Source organism: Fructobacillus sp. EFB-N1 (assembly GCF_001038455.1).
Lineage (GTDB): Bacteria > Bacillota > Bacilli > Lactobacillales > Lactobacillaceae > Fructobacillus > Fructobacillus cardui.
This window is the reverse complement of the sequence record NZ_LDUY01000007.1, coordinates 1-21,862: the sequence shown is the minus strand read 5'-3', so window position 1 is coordinate 21,862 and position 21,862 is coordinate 1. Positions and strand designations below refer to the sequence as shown.

Genomic DNA, 21,862 nt, shown 5'->3' with positions numbered 1-21,862 from the left:
GTCTATTTCTCTTTTCTACCAATAAAATGAGCCGTGAGGCGTTGTAACCAGCCAACTCTTTCAATCGTAACAACTGTGCTAACGTAGTCGCCACTATGGGTAATGGCAACTTCAATTCGATTTTTTTGTCCAACAACCTTCATAATTGGTCGGCCTGATTTGGCATTAAGGATTGAAATATCCTGCCAAGACACATCGCGGCCAATCCCGGTCCCCAATGCCTTGGCATAGGCTTCCTTGGCTGAAAAACGACCCGCAACAAACTCTAAGTAATGCTTGCCCGTCCGCTTTTGAACCGCCTCTTGCTCAGCTGGCGTTAAGATTGTCGACAAGAAGTTTGGTCGTCTAGACAATACGCCTTCAATTCGGCTAATGGACTCCATGTCGTTTCCGATTCCGATAATCATACCTCCATTTTATCAAAAAAAAAGAGAATCAACACAGAATGTGTCAATCCTCTAACTTTTTATGAAAAGGTTTGTAGTTCTTGATCTTGTGGCTTAAAGTTCTGCCATTCCTTTGACAAGAAGTTGTTGTTGATCTTGTAGTCGTTATCCTGGTACTTACCAGACAAGAATGGATTCAAATACTGATCTAATGCCAGCCAACCACGCCAACCAATGTGAATGGTATCCTGCATGAAGAAGTCCTCCCCACCACGGCGTGACAAATCAGCAATGTTGTTAAAGCCTTGGCTTTGCAACTGATACTTAATCTTATCAACCGCCTGGTAGTACATCTTATCTGACAAACCAGTGTAAGCAGCCCAACGTTGATTAACAGGTGTAATGACGAATTCGACATCAGTATGGTTCTTGGCAAAGTTTTCCAAAACCGCCTGAAAGTATGCGTATTCAACTGATTGACGGTAGTCATAGTTGACCTGAGCATCCTTGAGCATCTTCTGGTCAGCCCAAACACGAGTACGATAGAACGAGTTCTTAATCCTAAAGCGGTTTGAACCGGTGTTCTTTTCACCCTGTTCAAAACCAATTTGGTTCAAAGTTTGCTCTTGATACTGGTTAGGCAAGTCCTTAGCATACTTCATCACTTGGTTCTTGTAGTTATGGCTTGTTTCAAAGTTTGAGAACAAGGCATCCTGTCGTGACAAAATCTTATGCTGGAAGCGCAAGGCTGATTTATCAGCTGAACTTGGACCCTGACCATCTTCTACGCTGTGTAACAGCCGGTTAAACATCGGCTTGTCACGCACCAAAGACTGCTTCAACACGGCCTGGGCCATAAATTGATCAGTTTGGCTTGGTTTGTCCATGTTCAACAACCAATCAACCACTTGTAGTGGTGAATAGAAGATTGAGAACGCATCCGTTGAGCCGGTCTTGGTGAACCACTGTGGTGAAATCACAAAGACTGCCTTCTTATGATCCAAGGCTTTGGGCATCTCTTGCATATTCAAGAAATGAACCATTGATTCAGATCCCGCCTTACCCAGCATAAATGGTCGATAAGAACGGTTATACTTTTCAGCCAAAACAGATGGATGCAAAGAATCAAAACGAGATAATTCTGATGAACCAAAGAAAGGAATATAATTTACTTTTTTGTCACTAAAGGCAGCGTCTTTAACCGCTTCCCCTTTAACGATTTGGCTTGAGAAAGAAACAGAAGCTTCTCTCAAGTCCTGCTGACTATAATGATTCAGCGGGAATGGCAGAAAAAAGACCAGGCCGATAAGTGCCAGTGCTGCAAGCACCGGGCCAAAGATCTGCCACAATTTTTTCTTGTTAGTCATGAGGTTTTATCCCAACAATGATTCTACTTTAGCAATAATCTTATTTGCTGTGTCCCAGTCTTCACGGTTAAATTCTGAAACGGGTGCTTGAATACCGAACTTGTTTTCCAGGTCCAACAACAATTCAACAGTAGCCATTGAATCCAACAACCCTGAATCAAATAGGTTTTCGTCCATTTGTGAAGACAAGTCTTCCCCAATGATGTTGTTCAAAACTTCTAATACGCCTGCTTTTACGTCCATTATATTTCTCCTCTATTAGTGGTGGAACCAGAACTTATCTAAGAATCCACAGAATACCAAGAATGTTAACATCACGAAGTTGAAGGTCAAGAAGATGGCGAACAATTCCGTGAATTTGTTATGTGGGATTTGGTCACGATGCTTCTTTTTAAAGCGCAACCAGGCGTCGTTGACAATCATTCCCGTTCCATGCAGCAAAGCATAAACGATATAATACCATGTCAATCCATGCCAAAGACCCATGACCATCATGTTGACCAAATAGCCAACATTTGAAACAGTCGTCCGGCTCTTAATCCACTTCTTACGCATCACCATGAAGGAGAAACGCATGAAGACGAAGTCTCGGAACCAAAATGACAACGACATATGCCAACGATTCCAAAAGTCCTTGATGTTATGGGCCCGGTAAGGTTGGTTAAAGTTTATTGGTGACTTAATCCCCATAACATATGATGTAGCTATGGCAAAGCGAGAATAACCCGCAAAGTCAAAGAACAAATACATACCATAGGAATAGGCCACACCAATCAACCACCAGGAAAAGCCGTGATGGTTGTCGCCCATTGCCAAACTTTGAAAGAATGGATAGACGATTTGACCGAAATAATAAGACAAGATGAACTTGTAGACAAAGCCTAAGAAGTAAGACTTGACTGCGTAGCTCAGCATGTCAATGTAGTCCGTTCGCTCTGGCACCGAACCAGCATCGCCGGCAAAGCGCGTGTAACGATCAATTGGACCTGATGACAGGGTTGGCATAAAGAGCATGAAACGCAAAAACATGATTGGCTTAAACTCTTTAATGGCACCATCCCGCGTCTCAATAATCATCCCTGTTGAGCGAAAAGTCAAATAAGAAATTCCTAAGAAACCAAGCAGAGTGAACTCAGGCTTGAAAACGCCAATGGCACCGAAGCGCACCATTGTAATTGGCAAAATTGACAATGCTACCATTAAGTAGAAAACCCAGTTAGCATTCTTTGTTTTACGATAAGCCGAATAAAAGGACACGAGACAGAACTGCCAGATACTATAAACTAGTATCGCAATTCCCTGGTTCACATAGTGACCAGTATCGAAAATGAAAAAGATAAAAGCCAAAGAGACCAAAATCTCATACCAGACAAAGCGCTTACCAAAGTAAAGGCCAATTGCCAGTGGCGCTAAAGCCACTAGAAGGTAAAAGAAATAGGTCGGATCAGCATAGGGTTGTAGATTAGGCATTGCCATTCACCTCAGCAATCAGGCCCTTTAAGTTTACCTTACCATTTGGTGTCAAAGGCATGGCATCGCGGTAGATAAACCGTGATGGCATCATGTACGGCATGATGATGTCCTTTAAATCAGCCTTAATAGCGTTCGTCAAATCCATTGGCTTTTCAAAGTCGTTCTTCTTTGGAACAACAATGGCCAAAAGTTGCTTAACTTCGCCATCTGCATCGTAGCGAGGAACGGCAGCAGCCTGTTCAACCCACTGAGACTTCAAGAAGTGCTGAGCGACTTCTTCCAATTCGATTCGGAAACCATGCAACTTGATTTGGAAGTCCACACGACCCTTGTAGTGCAACAAGCCGTCTTTGTCCATGTAACCCAAGTCACCAGTCTTATATCCTGGTTGACCGTCAACCGTTAAGAAAGCGGCCTTCGTCTTTTCAGGGTTGTTTAAGTAACCCTTTGAAACGGCTGCACCAGACAAAACAATTTCACCTGATTCATCAATTGGCAAGACCGTTCCGTCTTGATCCATGATGGTTGCTTTCATTTCAGGTTGCATGTAACCGATTGGCAACTTGTCGTACTTGGCCAAGACTGCGTCCGTGATTTCAATGGCTGATACGGCAACAGTTGCTTCCGTTGGTCCGTAAGTATTGAAGATTCGGGCATCTGGGAAGCGTTCGCGCAACTTCTTAGAAGTTGTTGCTGTCAAAACTTCTCCACAGAACAAGAACTTCTTCAAGCGAGGGTAATTTTCTTGCTTAAAATCCGGACTCAATAAAGCAACGTTGACAAATGAAGGTGTTGAAACCCACAAGTCCAAGTCCATTTCTGGCAAAACCGTAAAGAGTTGCTTGAAGTCATCGGCAATTTCTTTTGACAATGGCTTCATCACGCCACCCATCAACAGTGAACCACCCCATGACATAACAGAAACGTCAAATGAGAATGGCGTCTGTGTCAAGACATTGTCACCATGATGCAAATCAAATTCATCAGAGAAAAGCCAGTTCAAATAAGACAAGGCGTTCTTATGTGAAATCTGAACACCCTTTGGCTTACCAGTCGTACCAGAAGTAAAGATAATGTAGTAATTATCATCGCCCAAAGCCGGATGCGTTAACTCGTATGACTTCTTAGCAGTAAAGGCTGCTTGCAATTCTTCGCCCTGGAAGACAGGAACAGAATCGATTGGCAATGGCAATTCATCCAAAGCAATCACTGCTGAGGGTTGACCAATTTCCAAGATGTTTTCGATTCGATCCTTGGCAGAGTCCTTGTCAACCGGCGCATAGGCGTGGCCTGATTTTACAGCAGCTAAGAAAGCAGCTACCATTTCAAATTGGTGACCACCAAAAACCATAATTGGTGACTTGTCAGGCAAGTTTTGCTCATCTAAGTAGGCGGCCAACGAGTCAGAGTATGACTTCAAATCGCCGTAAGTATAAGTATGGCCCAAGCCATCGTAGGCAATCGCATCAGGATTTTCTACTGCATAGGCATCAATATTTTTGTAAATGTTATCAATCATTTGTCGCTTCCTCTTTATTTTAGAATTCGTTATAAATGAAGTGGCCCCCGGTGACACCGGAATAGCCGTACAGATAAATCAAGGCTAAAATGATTAAAAAATAAGCCAGGGTTCTGACAATAAATGTCACCCAGGGCTTGCTTAGAAAACGCTTGAACATCGCGTGACGCCCCCAAAATTGTTCGGTTAGTGTTATAATTATTGGCATATTACCAGTGGTATCTAGTAAAACACTTTTACTATTATAGCACAATATCTTTTCTTGCAATACCACCCCAAATCTGGGGGAAGTCTGGAGGCACTTGTACATGTTTGCAAAGATCCTAGCAAAGGTTCAACAATGGGATCGAGCTTGGGTAGGTCTTTCACCTATCAAAAATCTTTTTTCTTCCTTTAAGCAAGTATTACCTTTGGTAATCATTGATGTTTATTGGCGTTTGATTACTCGATTATTTTTAGACCCTGGCGCTTTATTCGCCACTATTTTCCATTACAAAATCCACTTTTTTAGCAATCCACAATTTTCACAAGGAGTCGGCAATGTCTTAGACTACCTAGTTGTCGCCTTTACGATTGCTCTATGGACAAAAAAGTATTTAACGGAAAAGCTTTCCGACAAGCGCGATCCAATCTTGCCGGTCACCGTTAACTTTGGTCTGGTCTTAGTTCAGACCTTTTTCACCGTTTCCAACCAGGGACAGTTGACTATCCATCTTGGACTGTGTTTACTAGTGGCCTATCTCATTAATCTGACCTACTTAGCGCTAACCAAGATTACGAAAAATCGGTTGCAAGACATGGGCTTTGCCTATCTTAGTTGGGCAGCCATCGTCTCAGTTATCGTCGTGACTATCACCTCATTCATGCCCAACATTGTGACCCAGGGGACTTACACCACCTTCTTTTCATCTAATTTTTTCGCGCATTATTATTCTTTGGCATTGGTTGCTGTTTTGGCACCAATTATGCTTGTTTTAGGAATCAGTATCCCCTTGGACTTATCAACTAGCGCGACCGATTTAGCCCAGGTGAACACAAACCTGAATGCCGTTTATCAATCAGTGATGGCCACCCTGCCACAACCACAAAATCCCTATTCTGTTTTGACCACTTCGGCCATGATTGGTGGCGTTGGGGCAACTTTGGGGCTGGCATTCATCCTTATTTTTGCAAAAGGTAAAAAGACAAGACGACTTGGATTTTGGTCTTTGTTACCAACTTTATTTGATAGCAACCGTATTTTAGCCTATGGTGTGCCCTTGTACTTCCGGCCACTGACATTGGTACCGATGATTTTGAGTTCCCTTTTTGGTTCACTTTCAGCTAGTGTCGCCATTAAGCTTGATTTTATCCGGCCAACCGTCTTTAGTGCGCCAAATGGTACGCCTCACTTATTGCTTGGTTTCATGGCCAGTCAAACCCCATGGCGGTCATTAATCTTGGCCATCTTTGTCCTGATTGGCTCAATTTTGATCTACTGGCCATTTGTGAAAGACATGGTTAAAAGGGAGGCAGAGCATGACTAAAAGTACAAAATTCATGCTGGTCCTGACGGTCTTGTTGACCGTTGTCATTGCCCTTTTTGGTCGTGTTTGGATGCTTTCTGAGCACCAAAATGACCGGGCAATTCAAAAATCACGGATGGAACCCGTCATTTTTGTCCCTGGTTCCAGCGCAACTGTCAGACGGTTTGATGATCTCTTTGCCACAATCAATTCAGAAGACCGCGATAAAGGCACCCACTCTGTCTTGAAGGTCCAGGTCAATTACGATGGTAGCCTCACTTATTCTGGTCACGTTGATAGTTCTAACCGTCGGCCTTTTATTGTTGTTGGCTTTGAACGTAACCAAGATAATTATCCAACCATCCAAGCCGACTCAGAGGCGCTATCGAAAGTCATGACTGACTTGCAAACTCGTTACCACTTCCGGAGCTTTTCAGCCGTTGGTCACTCAAACGGTGGCTTGATTTGGACAGATTATTTGGAAAATTACTATAGTTCAACCAACTTCCACATTCGGACGTTGATGACTTTGGGAACACCCTTCAATTTCTCTGAAACCTCAACAACACGACAAACAACCATGCTTTCGGATATGATTGATGGCGCAAGTAGCCTGCCTAGTGATTTGGTCGTCTACTCGGTTGCCGGTTCAGAAGATTACACCGATGACGGTACGGTTCCCGTCCAATCCGTTCTTTCCGGTAAGTATATTTTCCAAAAGAATGTTGCTAAGTACACCCAAACAACAGTTTCGGGTGATAATGCCGGGCATTCCAAGTTACCGGAAAATCCTGAAGTGATTAACCTGATTCGTGAACTTGTCCTACAAAATCCAAATGATGGTTCCAAACTAACACCAAAAAAAGCCAAGAGTATTAGCGATGGCTTTAGCCGCTAACCGCTCATCAAGCATTTTGCTTCGTCAACTGGAGGTCTTATGATGGTTTTGCTAAAAAATAAAATTGGGCTAACCACCATTAGCCTACTGGCCCTTTTCTTCCTGGGATTACACTTTCAAACAGCTCAGGCAGAAGACCCAAACAAAATTGAACCCAGCTCAAACTTTGTTGTCACTGATAATGCCAATGTGCTTTCAGATCAAACCAAGCAAGTTATTTTAAAGCAGGAACAAACGTTTAAAAAGACCAAGGAACAGCCCCAAGTAGCAGTTTTAACTGTCAACAATACCGATGGCCAATCAATCCGCGACTTCACTAACGATTTAACCATGCGCTCGGTTTGGCACGCTGGTAAAAAAGGGCAAGATAATGGCGTTATTATTGTCTTTGCCAAGAATAACGGCGAAAATAATGTCCGCGTGGTCACAGGAACTGGTGCTGAATCCGTTCTACCAGATGGTAAAATTTATCAGCTCCTACAAGCTAACCAGCAGGAGTTAAAATCTTCGGACCCAACAGCGATTGATCGAGGGATTCGCAATCTCTTTTTACAGGTTGAAAAGACGCTACCAGCAACACCAACAAGTGGTAAGCAAAGCGCCTCAACAACCAGTGCAGTGATTAGCTTTGGCTTAGTCGCCATTCTGGCTCTCGTTATTTTCTTAGTTTGGTCCAAGATGCGTCGTTTTAGGGATGGTAACACGTCTTATTATCGCGGCGGTAATGGCAATACACACTACTTCAATCAATCACCAAATGGGCCGCAGCGTGGCCACAGTTCAGGCCTGAATTGGTTCCTAGGAGGATTGTTACTTTCAAACCTCTTCTCGGGTCCAAGACGCCATTTTGACGATGACCATTACGATCACTACGATGATTTCGGTAGTGGCTTTGGTGGCGGATCCGATTTTGATGGATCTGACTTCGGTGGTGGCGGTGACTTTGGTGGCGGTGGATCTGATTTCTAAAGACTGACTATGGTTGCGCCAGGATACAATCCCCGCTACAATATTTCTAATAGCGTCAAGCTAAACAACGATAAAGGATACGAATCATGACAATCATTAATGAAAAGACGCCCTTTTACAAGAAACGCGGTTGGCAAATTACGGCGATTATCGCCTTAGTCCTCATCATTCTCATTGGCGGCTTTATTTCTTCTGCCAATGGCTTGTCCCGCAAGGAACAGGATGTTGATGCTGCCACTGGTGGTATTCAAACCGCGTTGCAAAACCGCGCCGATTTGATTCCAAATCTGGTCAATGCTGTTAAGGGGGCCCAAGGACAGGAATCTACGATTTACGGTAAGATTGCTGATGCCAGAACCCAATACAATCAAGCAAAGCAAAGCTATGCAAATGCCAATGATCAAGACCAAAAGACAACGGCCATGCAAAATCAGGATAAGGCTTTCAATCTGATGGTTTCGACGATTAACGAAAACTATCCTGATTTGAAGTCCTCTGACCAAATTCAAACTTTGATGGTCCAACTCGAAGGTGTTAACAACCGTGTGACCTACGAGCGTAAGGTATATAATAAGGCTGTCCAAGACTACAATAACAAAGTTGTGTCATTCCCTAGTTCTTTAGTGGCATCTATGACAAACCATCATAAGTTCAACTACTTCACTGCAGACAGTACTGCCCAACAAAATCCAACCGTTAACTTCAGTAAATAATCTTGAAGAAGACAGCAGAAAGCCCCAACCAGTAATGGTTGGGGCTATTTTGTCTCTCATAAAGAATACTATTATTATACAAGAACTTCGATAATCGAACAATCTTTTTGGCCATTTCTTTTATTTCATTTTGTTACAATTCTGTAAGTTAATTTTTCTAACTAGAGAATTGTTCCAATCTAATTTTAATGATAGACTAATAAATAAATCGTTTGTCGCCACAAGTTGGCACTGGGAGGTATAAATGTTGATTAGCTCTGCTCTTGAAAAAACGCTTACCAACACTTCGATTATCGCTGCGATTGTCAAAACCTTAGGGACCATCCTCTTAGGGTTTTGGCTGCGTAAGCGGCGAACCCTTAGCCTGGATGCCGTCAAAACTTTGACGAGCATTACCATGACAATCGCCCTGCCCCCCTTAGCTTTTACAGCTTTTCTGACGCCGCTAAATCATCAAACCCTCGTCCAAAGTATGGATGTTCTGATTTGGGGCTTGATTATCTACGTCATTTTGATTGTCACGATGCCCTTTTTATACGGTCGATACGACAAAGACCAACGCGACGTTTTAGGTGTCTTAACCGCCTTTGGATCAACAACATTCTTTGGTATGCCAATCGCCGGTGCTGTCTATGGCGCTAAGGGGATAATGTATGCTTCCGTTTTCAATATTGGCTATCGTATCTTCTTGTACTCCTACGCCTACATCAAAATGTCCGGGGAGCAGCTACGCGGTGAACATATCAAAAAGATGCTTGTTAATCCGATTGTCATTGCGACCTTCGTTGGTCTGATTCTCTGGGCTAGTCAAAACTGGATGCCTAAAATCAGTATCAGCACTGCCGGTAAAACTAGTCAGGTGGCCTTCTACCGCCTCGATGTGACCGTCCCTTGGCTCTTTGCCTGGATGAAGCTGTTAGCCGGCCTAGCTTCACCATTAGCCTGGTTAGCCATTGGAGCCAACTTGGCACAGATGCCCTTCACAGATGCCATTAAAAACCACACTGCCTGGTACTATTCCTTTAATAAAGTCATTATCGTCCCAATCATCATGGCTGCCATTGCCATCTTGGCAAATACTACCCATATTTTGCCCGTTGACCAAGTGGCCATGGCGACAATGGTCATTATGATGGCGACCCCCGTTGCTACCGTGGCAGTCAACTACGCCATGGCCTTTAATCATCAAAGTTTACTGGCGGCCAATACCTCGCTGATTTCGACAATTTCAGCCACAGTGGTCTTACCGCTCTGGATTATCATTGTGCAATTTTTAGGCGAATTGCCCGTCTTCAAATAACAAAATAGCAAAAAAGAACCATTATCATGGCTAATCATCAAATTAATCACCTTTGGTGGTCAAAGCATCATCGTCGCTAACCGGCTGTGTTCAGGGCGATTGTTCTGATGATAACAAAAGCAACAGGTTGGGCAGATTGTCTCTTTTTCAATCGACCATTAATCGGTATAATGGTCCTTATTGAGGAGTTGAAAGGAGCCAAAATCATGGCCATTGTTGGATTACTCGTCGTCGCCTTTGCTTTATTAATCATCTTATTTGCGGCCGCTCACGGCTGGAAACTGTTCCGTCAAGGAGACGTCAGCATGCTCCCACTACTTGGAATTGCTGCCTTCCTTTTTCTAATCGGGCTCATCTTTATTATTTATAATTTGATGACGCTTCACTAATTTAAGAAAATCAGATTCAAACTAGCCCCAATCATAACGCTACTAAAAACGATAGCCACTGACCAGAGATCAGTAACTATCGTTTTTTTAAAAGGCAATCAAATAAGCAAGAAAGGCCTCAACGACCAAAAGCAAAAAGGTAATTAAACGGTAATAGGAAAGAATTCCGACGTATTCTCGAATCAAGGCCGTTGGCAAAAAGTACAAAGAAGTTGGCGCCCCAATTCCCTGAGCCGAAAAACCAATCCGTTTGGAATACAGACTAGCCCGCATAACATGGTAATTGCTGGTTGAAAAAAGAATCTGCGGTTGACCAGTACGACCTGATTTTTCCCAGTCTGTTAAAATCTTTTCCTTTGAAAACATAAAATTCTCAAAGGTATTGCGCGATTTATCCTCCAGGATAATATCTTTTTCCGGCACACCAACTTCGAGCAAATACTTCCGCATAGCATCTGCTTCAGATGTACTTTCATCAGACCCCTGTCCTCCGGAAACCACAAACTTTGGGCGTTTTCCTTCTTCGGCCTGACGGTAATAGGCCAAGGCCCGATCTACTCGACTCTGGAGCAACGGCGTGACCCGCCCACTATGGATGTAGCTACCCAGCACAATGATGTACTCAGCCTTCTTCGTCGCTGGCAATACCTGGTACAAAAGTGAATAACCCAGGTAACTGAGAAACAGCAAGAAGAAAGTATTGCAGACGAGCAGTCCCAGTGTATAGCAGAAGAAAAGAAAACGACCATGAACTTCCCCAATCAAAAAGAGCAAATAAAAATCAATGCCCATCGTGACTGCCAAGAAGAGCGCTAATTTAGCGGTAAAACTCTTCCCTTCCTTATGGGAAATAATATTAGTATTGCGCGCCAGCCAAAAAATAGCGAAGGCAATCACCGCAATTGGCAATAAGATGACTAAGACATTCATCACCGGTATCTGTTTGTCTAAGACATAACCAGCTAACTTCAAATAAAGCGCTATTACCGTCAGCAGCAACGAAAAAATCAGTAAACTTCCAAAAATGAAGTTCCGCTTATCAATGGCAACGGCGACGACTGCCACGACCACAAGAGCTAATAATAAATTAATGAATGGTGTCAGCATTTCAGCCACCCTCTTTACACTTTTATTTCAATTATAACAGAAATTAATGGCAAAATAGAAAAAGCACCCGGAAAGCAGAATCCGAGTGCTTGGAGAGAAGAATAAATTAAGCAGAAATGTATTTTTTAAGCGTAAGTTAACTTTAAGCGTCAGTTACTTAAGGACAACTTGCCAGCTAGTAGGCACTTCTAGAGTGTGTACTTCCTTGACCAAGTTATCTTCTTTATTTTGCTTGAACAACCACTTGTAAGTATGGTTCTTGTAAACCCACTTCGTTGTCACCGTCTTAACCTGGGCAGTTTGAACATCAGCCTTCGTATAAGTAGCTGATTGCTTAACTGATTTGACAATGTCACTTGTATCTGGCGCAAAGTGAGCAGTTGCTTCCTTGTCCGTTGCTTGGTCCTTATAGACCAAAACGTAGTCGTCAGTACCAATCTTCTTAGCAGCAGCCATGCCGACAGGCATCTGAGCCGGTGCAGCAGAGTAAACTTGCTTGGTAGCAACCGTTGTCTCCTTCTTCATCCCATAATGAGAATCCATGTTAGCAGCCAACAAAAAGATTGATGCAATCATCGCTAATGAGAAGATTGTCCCAAAAGTGGCCTTCAAGGCCTTTGATGAAATCAGGAACCAACTAGCAGCAGCTAAGGCAACAAAAATCGGAATAATTACCAAAATCATGATTATGCTTTCTCCTTGTCTTGCTTAATAAAGAATGACAAGATGAAGCCGAGAACGGCGAAACTAAGACTGATCATAAAGGCAATCTTGAAGCCGTCCAAGGAAGCATCCAGCATCTTGCTTGCATAACGCAATGGTTCTGTAAGCTTCATATGGTTACTTGGTGTGTTGTTGTTGATAACGTTTTGAACAACTGAAGTCAACAAGGCAACCACAACAGAGTTAGCAATCTGACGCAAAGTGTTGTTAGCAGCAGTACCGTGAGATGTCTTTTCATCAGGCAAAGCGGCCATGGCCTTAGTTGTCATTGGCATCATCGCCATGGCAATTCCGGCCATTCGAACACCGTACAAGACACTAATAATAATGGTTGGTGTTTCAGGGGTTAAGAACAAGAATGGGAAAGTTCCCAAACCAAGGATGGCAAAACCAACCATTCCTAAGGCCTTGGCGCCAACCTTGTTATACAAGGCTCCAGAAATGGCACTGAAGACACCCATCAACAAGGCTCCCCAAAGCAAAGTCAATCCAGAATCAAAGGCTGACAAGCCACGAACGTTTTGTAAGTACGTTGGCAACATCATTTCGACACCGAACATGGCCATCATGGCCAAGATTCCAACGATAGATGGAATGGTAAAGTCCTTCGTCAAGAAGACCTTAACATCCAAGAATGGGTTTGACAATTTTAACTGACGCCAAACGAAGACAACGATGAGCAAAACACCTGCAAAAATTGGCAAGAGAACGTTTGGCACGTTCCCCCAACCGTGTGAACCAACGTTGGTGAAGCCCCACAAGAAGAGACCAAAACCAATCGTTGAAAGAATCAATGACAAGAAATCCAACTTAACCTTCTTAGTTGGAATGACGTTCTTCATTAAGAATGGTGTCAAGACCAAGGCGATTCCAGTGATAATCAAAGGAATCAAGAAAGTTGAACGCCAGCTATCTGACAAGGTGAAGCCCAAAATCGTGTGATCTTGCTTCAAAATCCAACCTGACAAAGTTGGGCCGATGGCTGGGACCATTCCAATAACCAATCCCATCGCACCCATGGCTGCGCCTCGTTCTTTAGGCTCATACATGTTCAAGATAACGATTTGCATCATTGGCATCATGATTCCAAAGGCCATGGCTGAAATAATCCGGCCAACAATGAAAATCCACCAAGATCCACTATTTTCTGGTGTGGACATCGTCACCAAGACACCAATAAAGAGTAATCCATAGGCAACCATGTGTAAGATTTTGGTTGGAATTCGGTTAGCTAGGTAAGCTGACAATGGCACCATCATCCCGTTAAAGAGAAGGAACCATGTCGTTGCTTGTTGAGCTGTCGACAAGTTAATGTCGAAAGCCTTCATTAGGGAAGGAATGGCCGTCCCCAATGATGTCTGCATCAACGCACCGGCGGCCATTGCAATCATCATGACCACAACGACGAGTGTTCGATTGTAAGTTCGAGTATTTGTTTGAACTGCTTCCATCGTTATTTCCTTTCATGGTACAATTTGTACCAGTTACTTTGTGGAACATAGTGTAACAGTTAGATTTAACTGAGTCAACCTGTTTCACTAAATTTATTTATTTGCTATAATGTTCTTAGAAAAAAGGAATTTAATCACAAAACGACACTTGTCGTGGAGGAACCTAGATGAAATTTGGCCAACAAGAAAATATCCGAGTTAAGCAACAAATTGTGGACGGCTTTTTTGAGCAATTAAAGGAACAGCCTTTCTCAGAAATCCGCGTTGCACAACTCATTAAATCAGCTGGGGTCGCGCGCGTCAGCTACTATCGCAACTTTGACAGCATTGAAGATATTTTGACCTTTTACTTAACCTGCTTGGTTACCCAGCACCACGAGCAAGAAAAAAAGAGCCCGATTCCCCATAATCGCACCCGGGAAACCATGAAAATGCGCTTCACTACTGCTTTCGTTGCTTTCAAAAGTCAAGAAGAGCGCTTTATGCTATTAATCGACCGAGGGCTTTCCAGTCATATTTATGAATTCTTTGTAGATTTTGGTGAAATTATCAAGGCGAAGCATCCGGAAAAGAAGAATCACTTTACTTATAAGCACATCTTTGTTTTTGGTGCCTCCTTTCACGTGATGATGGCTTGGTTGCAAAACGGGGCCAAGGAAAGTCCAGAAGAAATGGCTGATTTTTTGGTCAATACGTTGCCGGATAGTTTTTTCGATAATCAAAAATCCGTAAAAGAATAAACCAATATTTTTTTCTATCAGAAGCCAAACTTATCAAAAATGTTGGCTTCTTTTTTTGCACCTTTAAAGCCACAATAGTCCACAAAAAAGCACCCGGAAAGCAGAACCCGAGTGCTGTTAGAGATGTATTTGAAGACATATTGTGAAAGATAACGCTAATTTAATGAGAAACAAAAAGAAGATTTTCCAGCGCACGCCACTTTTAAATCAGTTCTTGCTGGTTGGCCGTTAAAAAGTCCATAAAATACTGACTGGCAATTGGCAGTGCTTCTTTCTCCCGGTAAGCGATTGCCACCGGGCGCTTGACCTGTGGCTCAACTGATTTTGTCACCACGTTAAAATTAGTTCGACTAGCCACTAACTCAGATAACATACTGATACCTAAGCCCGCCTCAACCATGGCCATAATCGTGTAATCGTCTTGGATACGGTAGCGAACATTGGGCGTTAGGCCAGCCTTGCGAAAAGCCTCAAGTGGTTCGCTATAGCCCCCACCTTCGACTAAAATAAAGGGCTCTGCTGTCAAAGATTCGATCGGCACTCGGTCTAATTTTACCAGTGGGTGATTCGCCGGAAGAAAGGCCTTCATCTCGGTGGTATGGATAACTCGCTTAGCCAAGCCATCCCCATAGTCGGCCGTCATGAGGCCAAAATCAACGGTCCCATCCTGAATCCAATTCACAATGGTTCCATAATCACCTTGATGCAAAACAAATTCAATCGCCGGGTAGCGTTCTTGGAACCGTTTAAAGAGGTCTGGCAGCCAGTAACAACTAACACTCGTAATCGCACCAATTCGAACAGTCCCCGTTTCAAGACCTCGAATTGCCCCCGCCGTTTCTTGCAAGATTTGGTATTGGCGCAACGACCGCTCAATATAGGGATAGAGCTTTTCGCCTTCTGGGGTCAGTTGAACACCTTGACGCGAACGCTTTAACAATTGAATGCCAAACTCATTTTCAAGGCTGGCCACCATCTGGCTGACCGAGGACTGCGTATACCCCAACGCTTTTGCAGCTTTAGTGAAGCTATTCATCTGGAGAATTTTTTCTAAAACTAGTAAATGGTTCATCAATCGTTTTTCCTAATACAACTATATGATTTATTAATTGTACTTATCATATCATTTCTTCTATAGTAAAAAAGCTAGAAAGAAATATTTGAGGTATCATTATGAACATTTTCAAAAAAGAATCAGTCGCTAATTTTCTAAGCGCTGATGCTCGTCTCCAAAAAACATTAACCGCCAAGGACTTGATTGCCCTTGGCATTGGTGCCGTGATTGGTACCGGTATTTTCATCCTACCCGGTCACGAAGCTGCCAGTCATGCTGGCCCGGCCGTCGCCATTGCCTTTTTAATCGCCGCCCTCGTCTCTGGTTTGGTCGGCATGGCCTACGCGGAGTTTTCTTCCGCCATGCCGATTGCCGGTTCAGCCTACTCCTTTGGTTCCGTTATCTACGGGGAATTTGTTGGCTGGATCTTAGGATGGTCACTGATTTTAGAGTATTTTTTAGCTGTTTCAGCAGAAGCAACTGGCTTTGCGGCCTACTTTAATCACAATATTTTAGCAAGCTTTGGTCTTAACCTGCCAAAGGCCCTGCAGGCCAGCCCAATGGAAGGCGGTTTGATTAACTTCACCGCCGTCGCGATTGTCTTGATTATTGCCGGAATTCTCATGATGGGAACCGAATTATCAAAGAAAGTCGAAAACTTTGCCGTCATTGTCAAAGTAGCCATTATCATTCTCTTTATTATTGTTGGCTTTTTTTATGTCAAGACCAGTAACTACGTGCCTTTTTATCCAAAAGAATTTCACAGTGTTCCCTTTGGGATGGGTGGCATCTTCACGGCAGCGGCAACGGTTTTCTTTGCCTTTATTGGTTTTGATGCCCTCGCATCCAATTCAGCCGAAACCATTAACCCCGGTAAAAACGTCATTAAAGGCATTTTGGGAACCGTCATTATTGCCGTGATTCTCTACGTCGCCTTTTCCCTAGTTTTGACCGGTATCGTCAACTACAAAGAGCTAAATGTCGATGACCCCGCCGCCTACGCACTTCAGGTGGTCCATCTGACTGCCTGGAATAAACTCATTACGATTGGCGCCCTCTTTGGGATTTTTACCGCAATGGTCACGATGTTTATTGGTGGGTCACGCCTCGTTTATGCCCTTGGGCGCGACGGCCTTTTACCTAAAAAATTAGGTCAGGTGAGCCAAAAGCATGCAGTCCCAACCAATGCCGTTTTAATTGCAACCGTGGTCCAAGCAGTTTTTGCTGGGCTCGTTCCACTGACTCAATTGGCTTCCCTGATTAACGCTGGAACATTGATTGCCTTTACCTTTATCTCTTTTGGTATTTTAAAACTCCGTCGTCGATCAGATATTCAAAATACCGGTTTCAAAATGCCCTGGTATCCATTTCTGCCAATTTTGGCCGGACTGTGCAGTATTTTCTTTATTGTGATGCTGCCAGACATTACCAAGGTTTCTGTCGGTATTTGGCTCTTGATTGGCATTGCCGTCTATTTCACCTACAGTGTCCGTCACTCCAACCTACAAAATCAGTAACAGAAAAGGGACTTGCGTCCATCAACGCAAATCCCTTTTTTTAATTTAATCAATTGTTGCCGCACACCTTTCAATGTATGCTTCGCGGTCTTTTTGTGTCACACCTGAATCCATGTGGCCCAAAACATAAGCTTTGTTCAACTTAATTCCTGTGTAAGCAAAGATTCCTAACTTGTAACGGCTGACGACATTACCAAACAGCTTGTAGTACCAGCCCCCAAAATTAGAACTCGTAAAGACGTCCGCCTTCTTGCCCGTCAAGTGCTTAACGATTTTACCGTTACGACGGTTATAGGCAAAGCCAGGAGTGAAGACACGGTCGATCATCCCCTTCAAAACGGATGGTTCTGCTGACCACCAAACAGGGAAGAAGAATGAAATTCGATCCGCCCAGGCAATCTTTTCTTGGACTGCCTTGGGGAAACTTTCATCTTCCATATGTTGACGGTAGCCATAGCGTAAGACGCTATCAAAATCAGCGGTCGCTAGGTCCACAATTTGGACTTCATGGCCCTTTTCTTTTGCCACCGCTGCAAAGTTCATTGCATTAGCATGAGTGAATGATTCTTGGTCAGGGTGACCCTGAATAATAAGCATTTTCATGGTGTTTTTCCTTTTCTGTTGGGATACCCACTCGGGTATTCGTTATTGCGCCATATAACCCGTATTATACTATCTTTTCGGCAAACGATTTTTATTAAATACAACCATCATGGCCGCTTCCTTACTGACTTTAAAAAAAATTTTGGACTGTACGGACACATCTTGACAATTTTTGGTCAAAAGTCCATACTTCTTTACAAGAATACCGGAGGCGTAAAAATGACTCAAACATGGTTTCTCAACCACTTGACTCCCCTTGTTAGTGGCCGTCTGATGGCCAACGCAAAACGGCTATCTGCTGTCCATGTTTCTGCTATTTCCAAGACAAAAACGCCTGCAGACTGCTTTTTTATGATGTTTGCTGTCCGATTCTTATTTCCTTTTATGCAGCTTAATCAAGGCCAAACTTTGGGCTTTTGCTATCAGTGTTAGAGACTGTCAATTTTTTGATGGTCTTTTTATTTTTTCATTTATCCAACAGCGGATTTTGATTCGTTGGATATTTTAATATTCACTTGATACTCACTTAATCTTGATATAGCGCTTTAGGCCTACACTATTTTTATTCGAACGAAGGAGGTCCTCGCTTTTGCGATCAAAAAGGATATACAAACTTGATTGGTACCTTGTCGGCATACTGATTCTCAGCGCTATTTTATATGGCTGGGGTATCTGGGATGCAGGCAGTGCCAACAGTTTCTACACTGCAGCCATCACTTCCATGACAAAGTCATGGTCAAACTTCTGGTACGGGGCATTTGACCCAGCCGGTTTCATCACAGTGGATAAGCCACCTGTAGCGCTTTGGTTCATGGCCATTTCCGCTAAAATCTTCGGCGTTCACGGTTGGTCCGTTGTCCTCCCAAGTGTTTTGGCTGGAATTGCCTCCGTTTACCTGATGTATCGTCTCTTAGCACCAAAGTTTGGTGTCTGGGCTGGACGGACGGCCGCATTATTCATGACATTGACGCCCACTGTTGTTGCCAACAGCCGGACAAACAACATGGATGCCATCTTAGTCCTCTTCCTTCTGTTAGCGGTCTTCACATTACAAAAGGCTGTGAACAAGAGGAATGTCTGGTTAGTCATGTTGAGCTTTGCTCTGATTGGTGTTTCCTTTAACATCAAGATGCTCCAAGCCTTCATGATTTTACCAGCCATGTTCGCCTACTACATTGTTGCCATCAAGATTCCTTGGAAAAAGAAGATTGGCTGGTTGGGACTCGCACTCGTTTCCCTTTCCGTCTTCACCTTGGCCTACCCAATGGCAGTTGATTCAGCAAGCAAGAGTTCGCGTCCTTATATTGGTAGTTCTCAGACTAATTCCTTGATGGAATTGGCCTTTGGCTACAACGGGACCCAGCGTTTACTTGGGCAATCAACTGGTACTGGTGGGACATTCTCTGGTATGGGAACAAAGAAGACTTCTAAGACTTCTAAGTCTTCAAAATCCGCAACTGGAACGAACCAAATGGGCCAGGCTCCGACTACAGGAACTGGTACAACTGGTCAGACCGCTAATGGTCAAAATCAGACCGGAACACAAACTGGTCAGACAACAAACGGTACTGCACCAACTGGCCAAGCTCCAACCGGTATGAATGGCAAGAAGCCAACCGGTAAGATGGGCAAGATGACTGGTCAGCCTGGTGGTAAGACTGGTAAACATGGCGGTATGGGTGGTGCTGGAAGTGCCTTTGCCATTGGTTCTATCGGACCATTCCGTCTCTTCCAGTCAGATCTTGGTTCTCAAATAGGTTGGTACCTCCCATTAGCCTTCCTTGGCCTTATTGCTGGTTGGCTTGGCTTCCGCAAGCGCGGTAGCAAGTGGTACCACGTTTCAAGTGAACAAGAAGAAGTTCTCCTCTGGGCCGGCTGGCTCGTCCCTGTTTACGGCTTCTTCTCAGTCGCTTCATTCTTCCACCCTTATTACACCATCATGTTGGCCCCAGCCATTGCCGCCTTGACGGCTATCGGTGTCGCTGCCGTTGCCAAGATGATGAAAGTCGATGCCAACAGTGAAGATGAAACCGTTGACAAGACACAGCCATTCGTTGCTCGTATCATGCTTAGTGTTGCCGTAATTGCCACGCTACTCCTACAAGCTTATTACGTTTCTTCTTATTACCCAGTGATTACCGGTATCCTGATTGTACTGGCCGTTGCCCTCGGTGTCTGGTGGCTCTTCCCACAAAAGACAGCAATCAAAGCAAAGATTATTGCCACAGCTGTTTCAGTCTTGACAATGGGTGCCTTCTGGGCAGCCACACCAACCATCACCCATACTTCAGCAGCTATTCCAGCTGCCGGTCCATCCCTCTTCAGTCGTGGTGGTACCGATATGGGTGGCACTGTGAACAAGAAGCTCTTAGCCTATACCGAAAAGCACCAAGGTTCCGCTAAGTACCTCTTTGCCACAACCGATTCAAACTCAGCTTCTGGTTACATTATCAAATCAGGAAAGGCTGTCATGGCTCTTGGTGGTTATAATGGTACTGATCCAACGATGACTTTTAAGCAATTTAAGCAACTCGTTAAGGATGGTAAGTTGAAGTACTTCGTCCTTGGTTCCCGTAGCAAGAGTTCTGATGGTCAAATCAAGAAGATTCTGGCCTGGGTAAAGGAAAAGGGTACAGTTGTCACTTATGACTCAAGTTCAAAGTCTACAACGACAGCTGCTAGCCAAACAACAGCGACAACCGCTGGTGGTCCAACTGCAGGTGGCATGACAGCTGGTGGTCCAACGGGAATGGGTGGCTCTTCAAGTTCTACTCTGTATGATTTGTCCTCAATTTATTAAGACGAAAGGAGTCCAATTATGTTGACACGTTCAAAAATCCCACGGTTAGGGTTAATCCTACCAGCTTATAACGAAGAAGAAGTTCTTCCAACCACGCTGAACGTCCTCCAAGGGAGTAAAGCAAGCTTGGTTGAACAGATGCTCGTCAGCGAAGATAGCTTCATTATGATTGTTGATGATGGTTCAGCTGATAAGACTTGGTCAATTATCCAACAGCAAGAACGACAAAACTCCGACATTATCGGCGTTAAGTTGTCCAAAAACTTTGGTCACCAACCAGCTCTCTTGGCCGGTATGACCGAAAGTAGCAAGCTCGCGGATATCATGATTACCCTTGATGCCGACATGCAGGACAATCCGGACGTCATTAAACAAATGGTCGAAAAGTACTTAGAAGGCAATGAAGTCGTCTATGCCGTGCGCTCCAGCCGCCAAACCGATACTTGGTTCAAGCGTAATTCAGCGCTAGCCTTTTACAAGCTTGCTGGCTGGTTAGGGGTCAAAATGGTGCCCAACCACGCTGATTTCCGCTTAATGAGTAAAGTTGCCGTGAAGGCCCTCCTCAAAATGCCAGAACGCAACGTCTTCCTCAGGGCGATGGTTCCCTTAGTTGGTTTCCAATCCGCTAAGGTCTACTACGAGCGTGGTGAACGTCAAGCCGGGGAGTCCAAATACCCATTAAAAAAGATGTTCTCCTTTGCCATCGATGGGATCACCAGGTTTAGTATCCAACCAATCCGCTTGCTCCTTCACCTAGGAATTCTCGTCCTCGGAATTGCCGGTGTCGAAATTGCCTATACAGTTTTTGAAAAAATTGTCGGTAATCCAACTGCCGGTTGGTCATCATTGATGATTTCCATCTGGTTACTCGGCGGTTTGAATCTGATTGCTTTGGGTGTTGTCGGCACTTACATCGGTAAAATCTTTACCGAAGTCAAGCACCGCCCACTCTTCCAGATTGAGCGTGAGGATGGCTACCCTGTGGCAGAAGACCAACTCACAAAAGTGAGTCCAATGCCACAATCAGAAGAAACACAAGATTATGAAACTGATTACCAGGTTGTTCACCAAGTGATTAGTCGCTAAGTGATTGGTTAGTCTGGGCTTGGCTTAATCAACAAACTTCCCCTCAAAAGGATGTCGCTAACAATCATGTTAGTGGCATTCTTTTTTGTTTTTAGGGATGATTGATTTTAATTTTTAAAATCATTGGCAGATTCTATAATTAATTCGAACGAGAAAATTTAAAATAAAAACCCAAAGAATTTCTTTACAATGGTAGTTGATTAGACCAACCAAAAGGAGAAATTCTTTGAGCCATTTAATTTTATCATCTTATGACCGTGGT

21 protein-coding genes are annotated in these 21,862 nt (G+C 43.8%); 10 read left to right on the top strand and 11 right to left on the bottom strand.

Going from position 1 to position 21,862, the window contains the following annotated elements; translation table 11 throughout:
* Positions 1 to 2 precede the first annotated feature (2 nt).
* From acpS to FEFB_RS02335, 6 genes are read right to left on the bottom strand one after another with little or no spacing between them, the layout of a single operon-like run.
* Positions 3 to 407 carry a holo-ACP synthase gene (gene acpS, locus FEFB_RS02360; RefSeq protein WP_047974652.1) on the bottom strand — a complete coding sequence of 135 codons (405 nt, stop codon included), beginning with the start codon at positions 405 to 407 and terminating at the stop codon, positions 3 to 5.
* Positions 408 to 466: 59 nt separating this feature from the next.
* Positions 467 to 1,753, bottom strand: a complete 1,287-nt coding sequence (gene dltD, locus FEFB_RS02355) for a D-alanyl-lipoteichoic acid biosynthesis protein DltD (RefSeq protein ID WP_047974651.1) — start codon at positions 1,751 to 1,753, stop codon at positions 467 to 469.
* A 6-nt stretch (positions 1,754 to 1,759) separates the two neighbouring features.
* The gene (gene dltC, locus FEFB_RS02350) at positions 1,760 to 1,996 is read right to left on the bottom strand and encodes a D-alanine--poly(phosphoribitol) ligase subunit DltC (RefSeq protein ID WP_047974650.1); all 237 of its coding nucleotides are present in this window, start codon (positions 1,994 to 1,996) and stop codon (positions 1,760 to 1,762) included.
* Between the two features lie 15 nt (positions 1,997 to 2,011).
* Positions 2,012 to 3,223, bottom strand: coding sequence for a D-alanyl-lipoteichoic acid biosynthesis protein DltB (gene dltB / locus FEFB_RS02345; protein ID WP_047974649.1), 1,212 nt, complete (start codon positions 3,221 to 3,223; stop codon positions 2,012 to 2,014).
* Positions 3,216 to 4,745: a D-alanine--poly(phosphoribitol) ligase subunit DltA gene (gene dltA / locus FEFB_RS02340; RefSeq protein ID WP_047974648.1), complete on the bottom strand. Its 1,530-nt coding sequence runs from the start codon at positions 4,743 to 4,745 to the stop codon at positions 3,216 to 3,218. The genes dltB and dltA overlap by 8 nt, the downstream gene beginning before the upstream one ends.
* Positions 4,746 to 4,764: 19 nt before the next feature.
* Positions 4,765 to 4,905: a teichoic acid D-Ala incorporation-associated protein DltX gene (locus FEFB_RS02335; RefSeq protein WP_047974720.1), complete on the bottom strand. Its 141-nt coding sequence runs from the start codon at positions 4,903 to 4,905 to the stop codon at positions 4,765 to 4,767.
* A 148-nt stretch (positions 4,906 to 5,053) separates the two neighbouring features.
* On the opposite strand from FEFB_RS02335, the gene FEFB_RS02330 reads away from it, so the two are divergent.
* The 6 genes from FEFB_RS02330 to FEFB_RS08575 all read left to right on the top strand — a co-directional run bounded on the left by FEFB_RS02330 (position 5,054) and on the right by FEFB_RS08575 (position 10,519).
* Complete coding sequence (locus tag FEFB_RS02330; protein ID WP_047974647.1) at positions 5,054 to 6,271, top strand: PTS transporter subunit EIIC; 1,218 nt, start codon at positions 5,054 to 5,056, stop codon at positions 6,269 to 6,271.
* Entirely contained in the window at positions 6,264 to 7,148 is an 885-nt protein-coding gene (locus tag FEFB_RS02325; RefSeq protein ID WP_047974646.1) for an alpha/beta hydrolase, read from the top strand. The genes FEFB_RS02330 and FEFB_RS02325 overlap by 8 nt, the downstream gene beginning before the upstream one ends.
* Positions 7,149 to 7,187: 39 nt before the next feature.
* Entirely contained in the window at positions 7,188 to 8,117 is a 930-nt protein-coding gene (locus FEFB_RS02320; protein WP_082131892.1) for a YgcG family protein, read from the top strand.
* An 86-nt stretch (positions 8,118 to 8,203) separates the two neighbouring features.
* On the top strand, positions 8,204 to 8,830 hold the full coding sequence (locus FEFB_RS02315; RefSeq protein ID WP_047974644.1) for a LemA family protein: 627 nt from the start codon (positions 8,204 to 8,206) through the stop codon (positions 8,828 to 8,830).
* A 244-nt stretch (positions 8,831 to 9,074) separates the two neighbouring features.
* On the top strand, positions 9,075 to 10,130 hold the full coding sequence (locus FEFB_RS02310; protein ID WP_047974643.1) for an AEC family transporter: 1,056 nt from the start codon (positions 9,075 to 9,077) through the stop codon (positions 10,128 to 10,130).
* Between the two features lie 206 nt (positions 10,131 to 10,336).
* On the top strand, positions 10,337 to 10,519 hold the full coding sequence (locus FEFB_RS08575) for a hypothetical protein (RefSeq protein ID WP_059393772.1): 183 nt from the start codon (positions 10,337 to 10,339) through the stop codon (positions 10,517 to 10,519).
* Positions 10,520 to 10,606: 87 nt separating this feature from the next.
* On the opposite strand, the gene FEFB_RS02300 is transcribed toward FEFB_RS08575, so the two are convergent.
* The 3 genes from FEFB_RS02300 to FEFB_RS02290 all read right to left on the bottom strand — a co-directional run bounded on the left by FEFB_RS02300 (position 10,607) and on the right by FEFB_RS02290 (position 13,800).
* Complete coding sequence (locus FEFB_RS02300) at positions 10,607 to 11,626, bottom strand: YdcF family protein (protein ID WP_047974641.1); 1,020 nt, start codon at positions 11,624 to 11,626, stop codon at positions 10,607 to 10,609.
* A 153-nt stretch (positions 11,627 to 11,779) separates the two neighbouring features.
* A complete protein-coding gene (locus FEFB_RS02295) occupies positions 11,780 to 12,310 on the bottom strand; it encodes a DUF4811 domain-containing protein (protein WP_053068923.1) in 531 nt (176 codons plus the stop codon).
* A gap of 2 nt (positions 12,311 to 12,312) precedes the next feature.
* Complete coding sequence (locus FEFB_RS02290; RefSeq protein ID WP_047974640.1) at positions 12,313 to 13,800, bottom strand: MDR family MFS transporter; 1,488 nt, start codon at positions 13,798 to 13,800, stop codon at positions 12,313 to 12,315.
* A 167-nt stretch (positions 13,801 to 13,967) separates the two neighbouring features.
* Between FEFB_RS02290 and FEFB_RS08215 the strand changes: the two genes are divergently transcribed.
* Entirely contained in the window at positions 13,968 to 14,540 is a 573-nt protein-coding gene (locus FEFB_RS08215; RefSeq protein ID WP_053068922.1) for a TetR/AcrR family transcriptional regulator, read from the top strand.
* 202 nt (positions 14,541 to 14,742) lie between these two features.
* Here FEFB_RS08215 and FEFB_RS02280 read toward each other — a convergent pair whose 3' ends face one another.
* Positions 14,743 to 15,612: a LysR family transcriptional regulator gene (locus FEFB_RS02280; RefSeq protein WP_047974639.1), complete on the bottom strand. Its 870-nt coding sequence runs from the start codon at positions 15,610 to 15,612 to the stop codon at positions 14,743 to 14,745.
* A 98-nt stretch (positions 15,613 to 15,710) separates the two neighbouring features.
* Between FEFB_RS02280 and FEFB_RS02275 the strand changes: the two genes are divergently transcribed.
* The gene (locus FEFB_RS02275; RefSeq protein WP_047974638.1) at positions 15,711 to 17,111 is read left to right on the top strand and encodes an APC family permease; all 1,401 of its coding nucleotides are present in this window, start codon (positions 15,711 to 15,713) and stop codon (positions 17,109 to 17,111) included.
* A 45-nt stretch (positions 17,112 to 17,156) separates the two neighbouring features.
* Here the strand turns inward: FEFB_RS02275 and FEFB_RS02270 are convergent, their stop codons facing one another.
* Positions 17,157 to 17,714 (bottom strand): NAD(P)H-dependent oxidoreductase, encoded by a 558-nt coding sequence (locus FEFB_RS02270; protein WP_047974637.1) that lies wholly within the window; start codon positions 17,712 to 17,714, stop codon positions 17,157 to 17,159.
* 589 nt (positions 17,715 to 18,303) lie between these two features.
* Here FEFB_RS02270 and FEFB_RS02260 point away from each other — a divergent pair.
* Both FEFB_RS02260 and FEFB_RS02255 read left to right on the top strand, forming a co-directional pair.
* Positions 18,304 to 20,514, top strand: a complete 2,211-nt coding sequence (locus tag FEFB_RS02260) for a glycosyltransferase family 39 protein (RefSeq protein WP_047974635.1) — start codon at positions 18,304 to 18,306, stop codon at positions 20,512 to 20,514.
* 18 nt (positions 20,515 to 20,532) lie between these two features.
* Positions 20,533 to 21,600 carry a glycosyltransferase family 2 protein gene (locus FEFB_RS02255; protein ID WP_082131891.1) on the top strand — a complete coding sequence of 356 codons (1,068 nt, stop codon included), beginning with the start codon at positions 20,533 to 20,535 and terminating at the stop codon, positions 21,598 to 21,600.
* Positions 21,601 to 21,862: the final 262 nt, after the last annotated feature.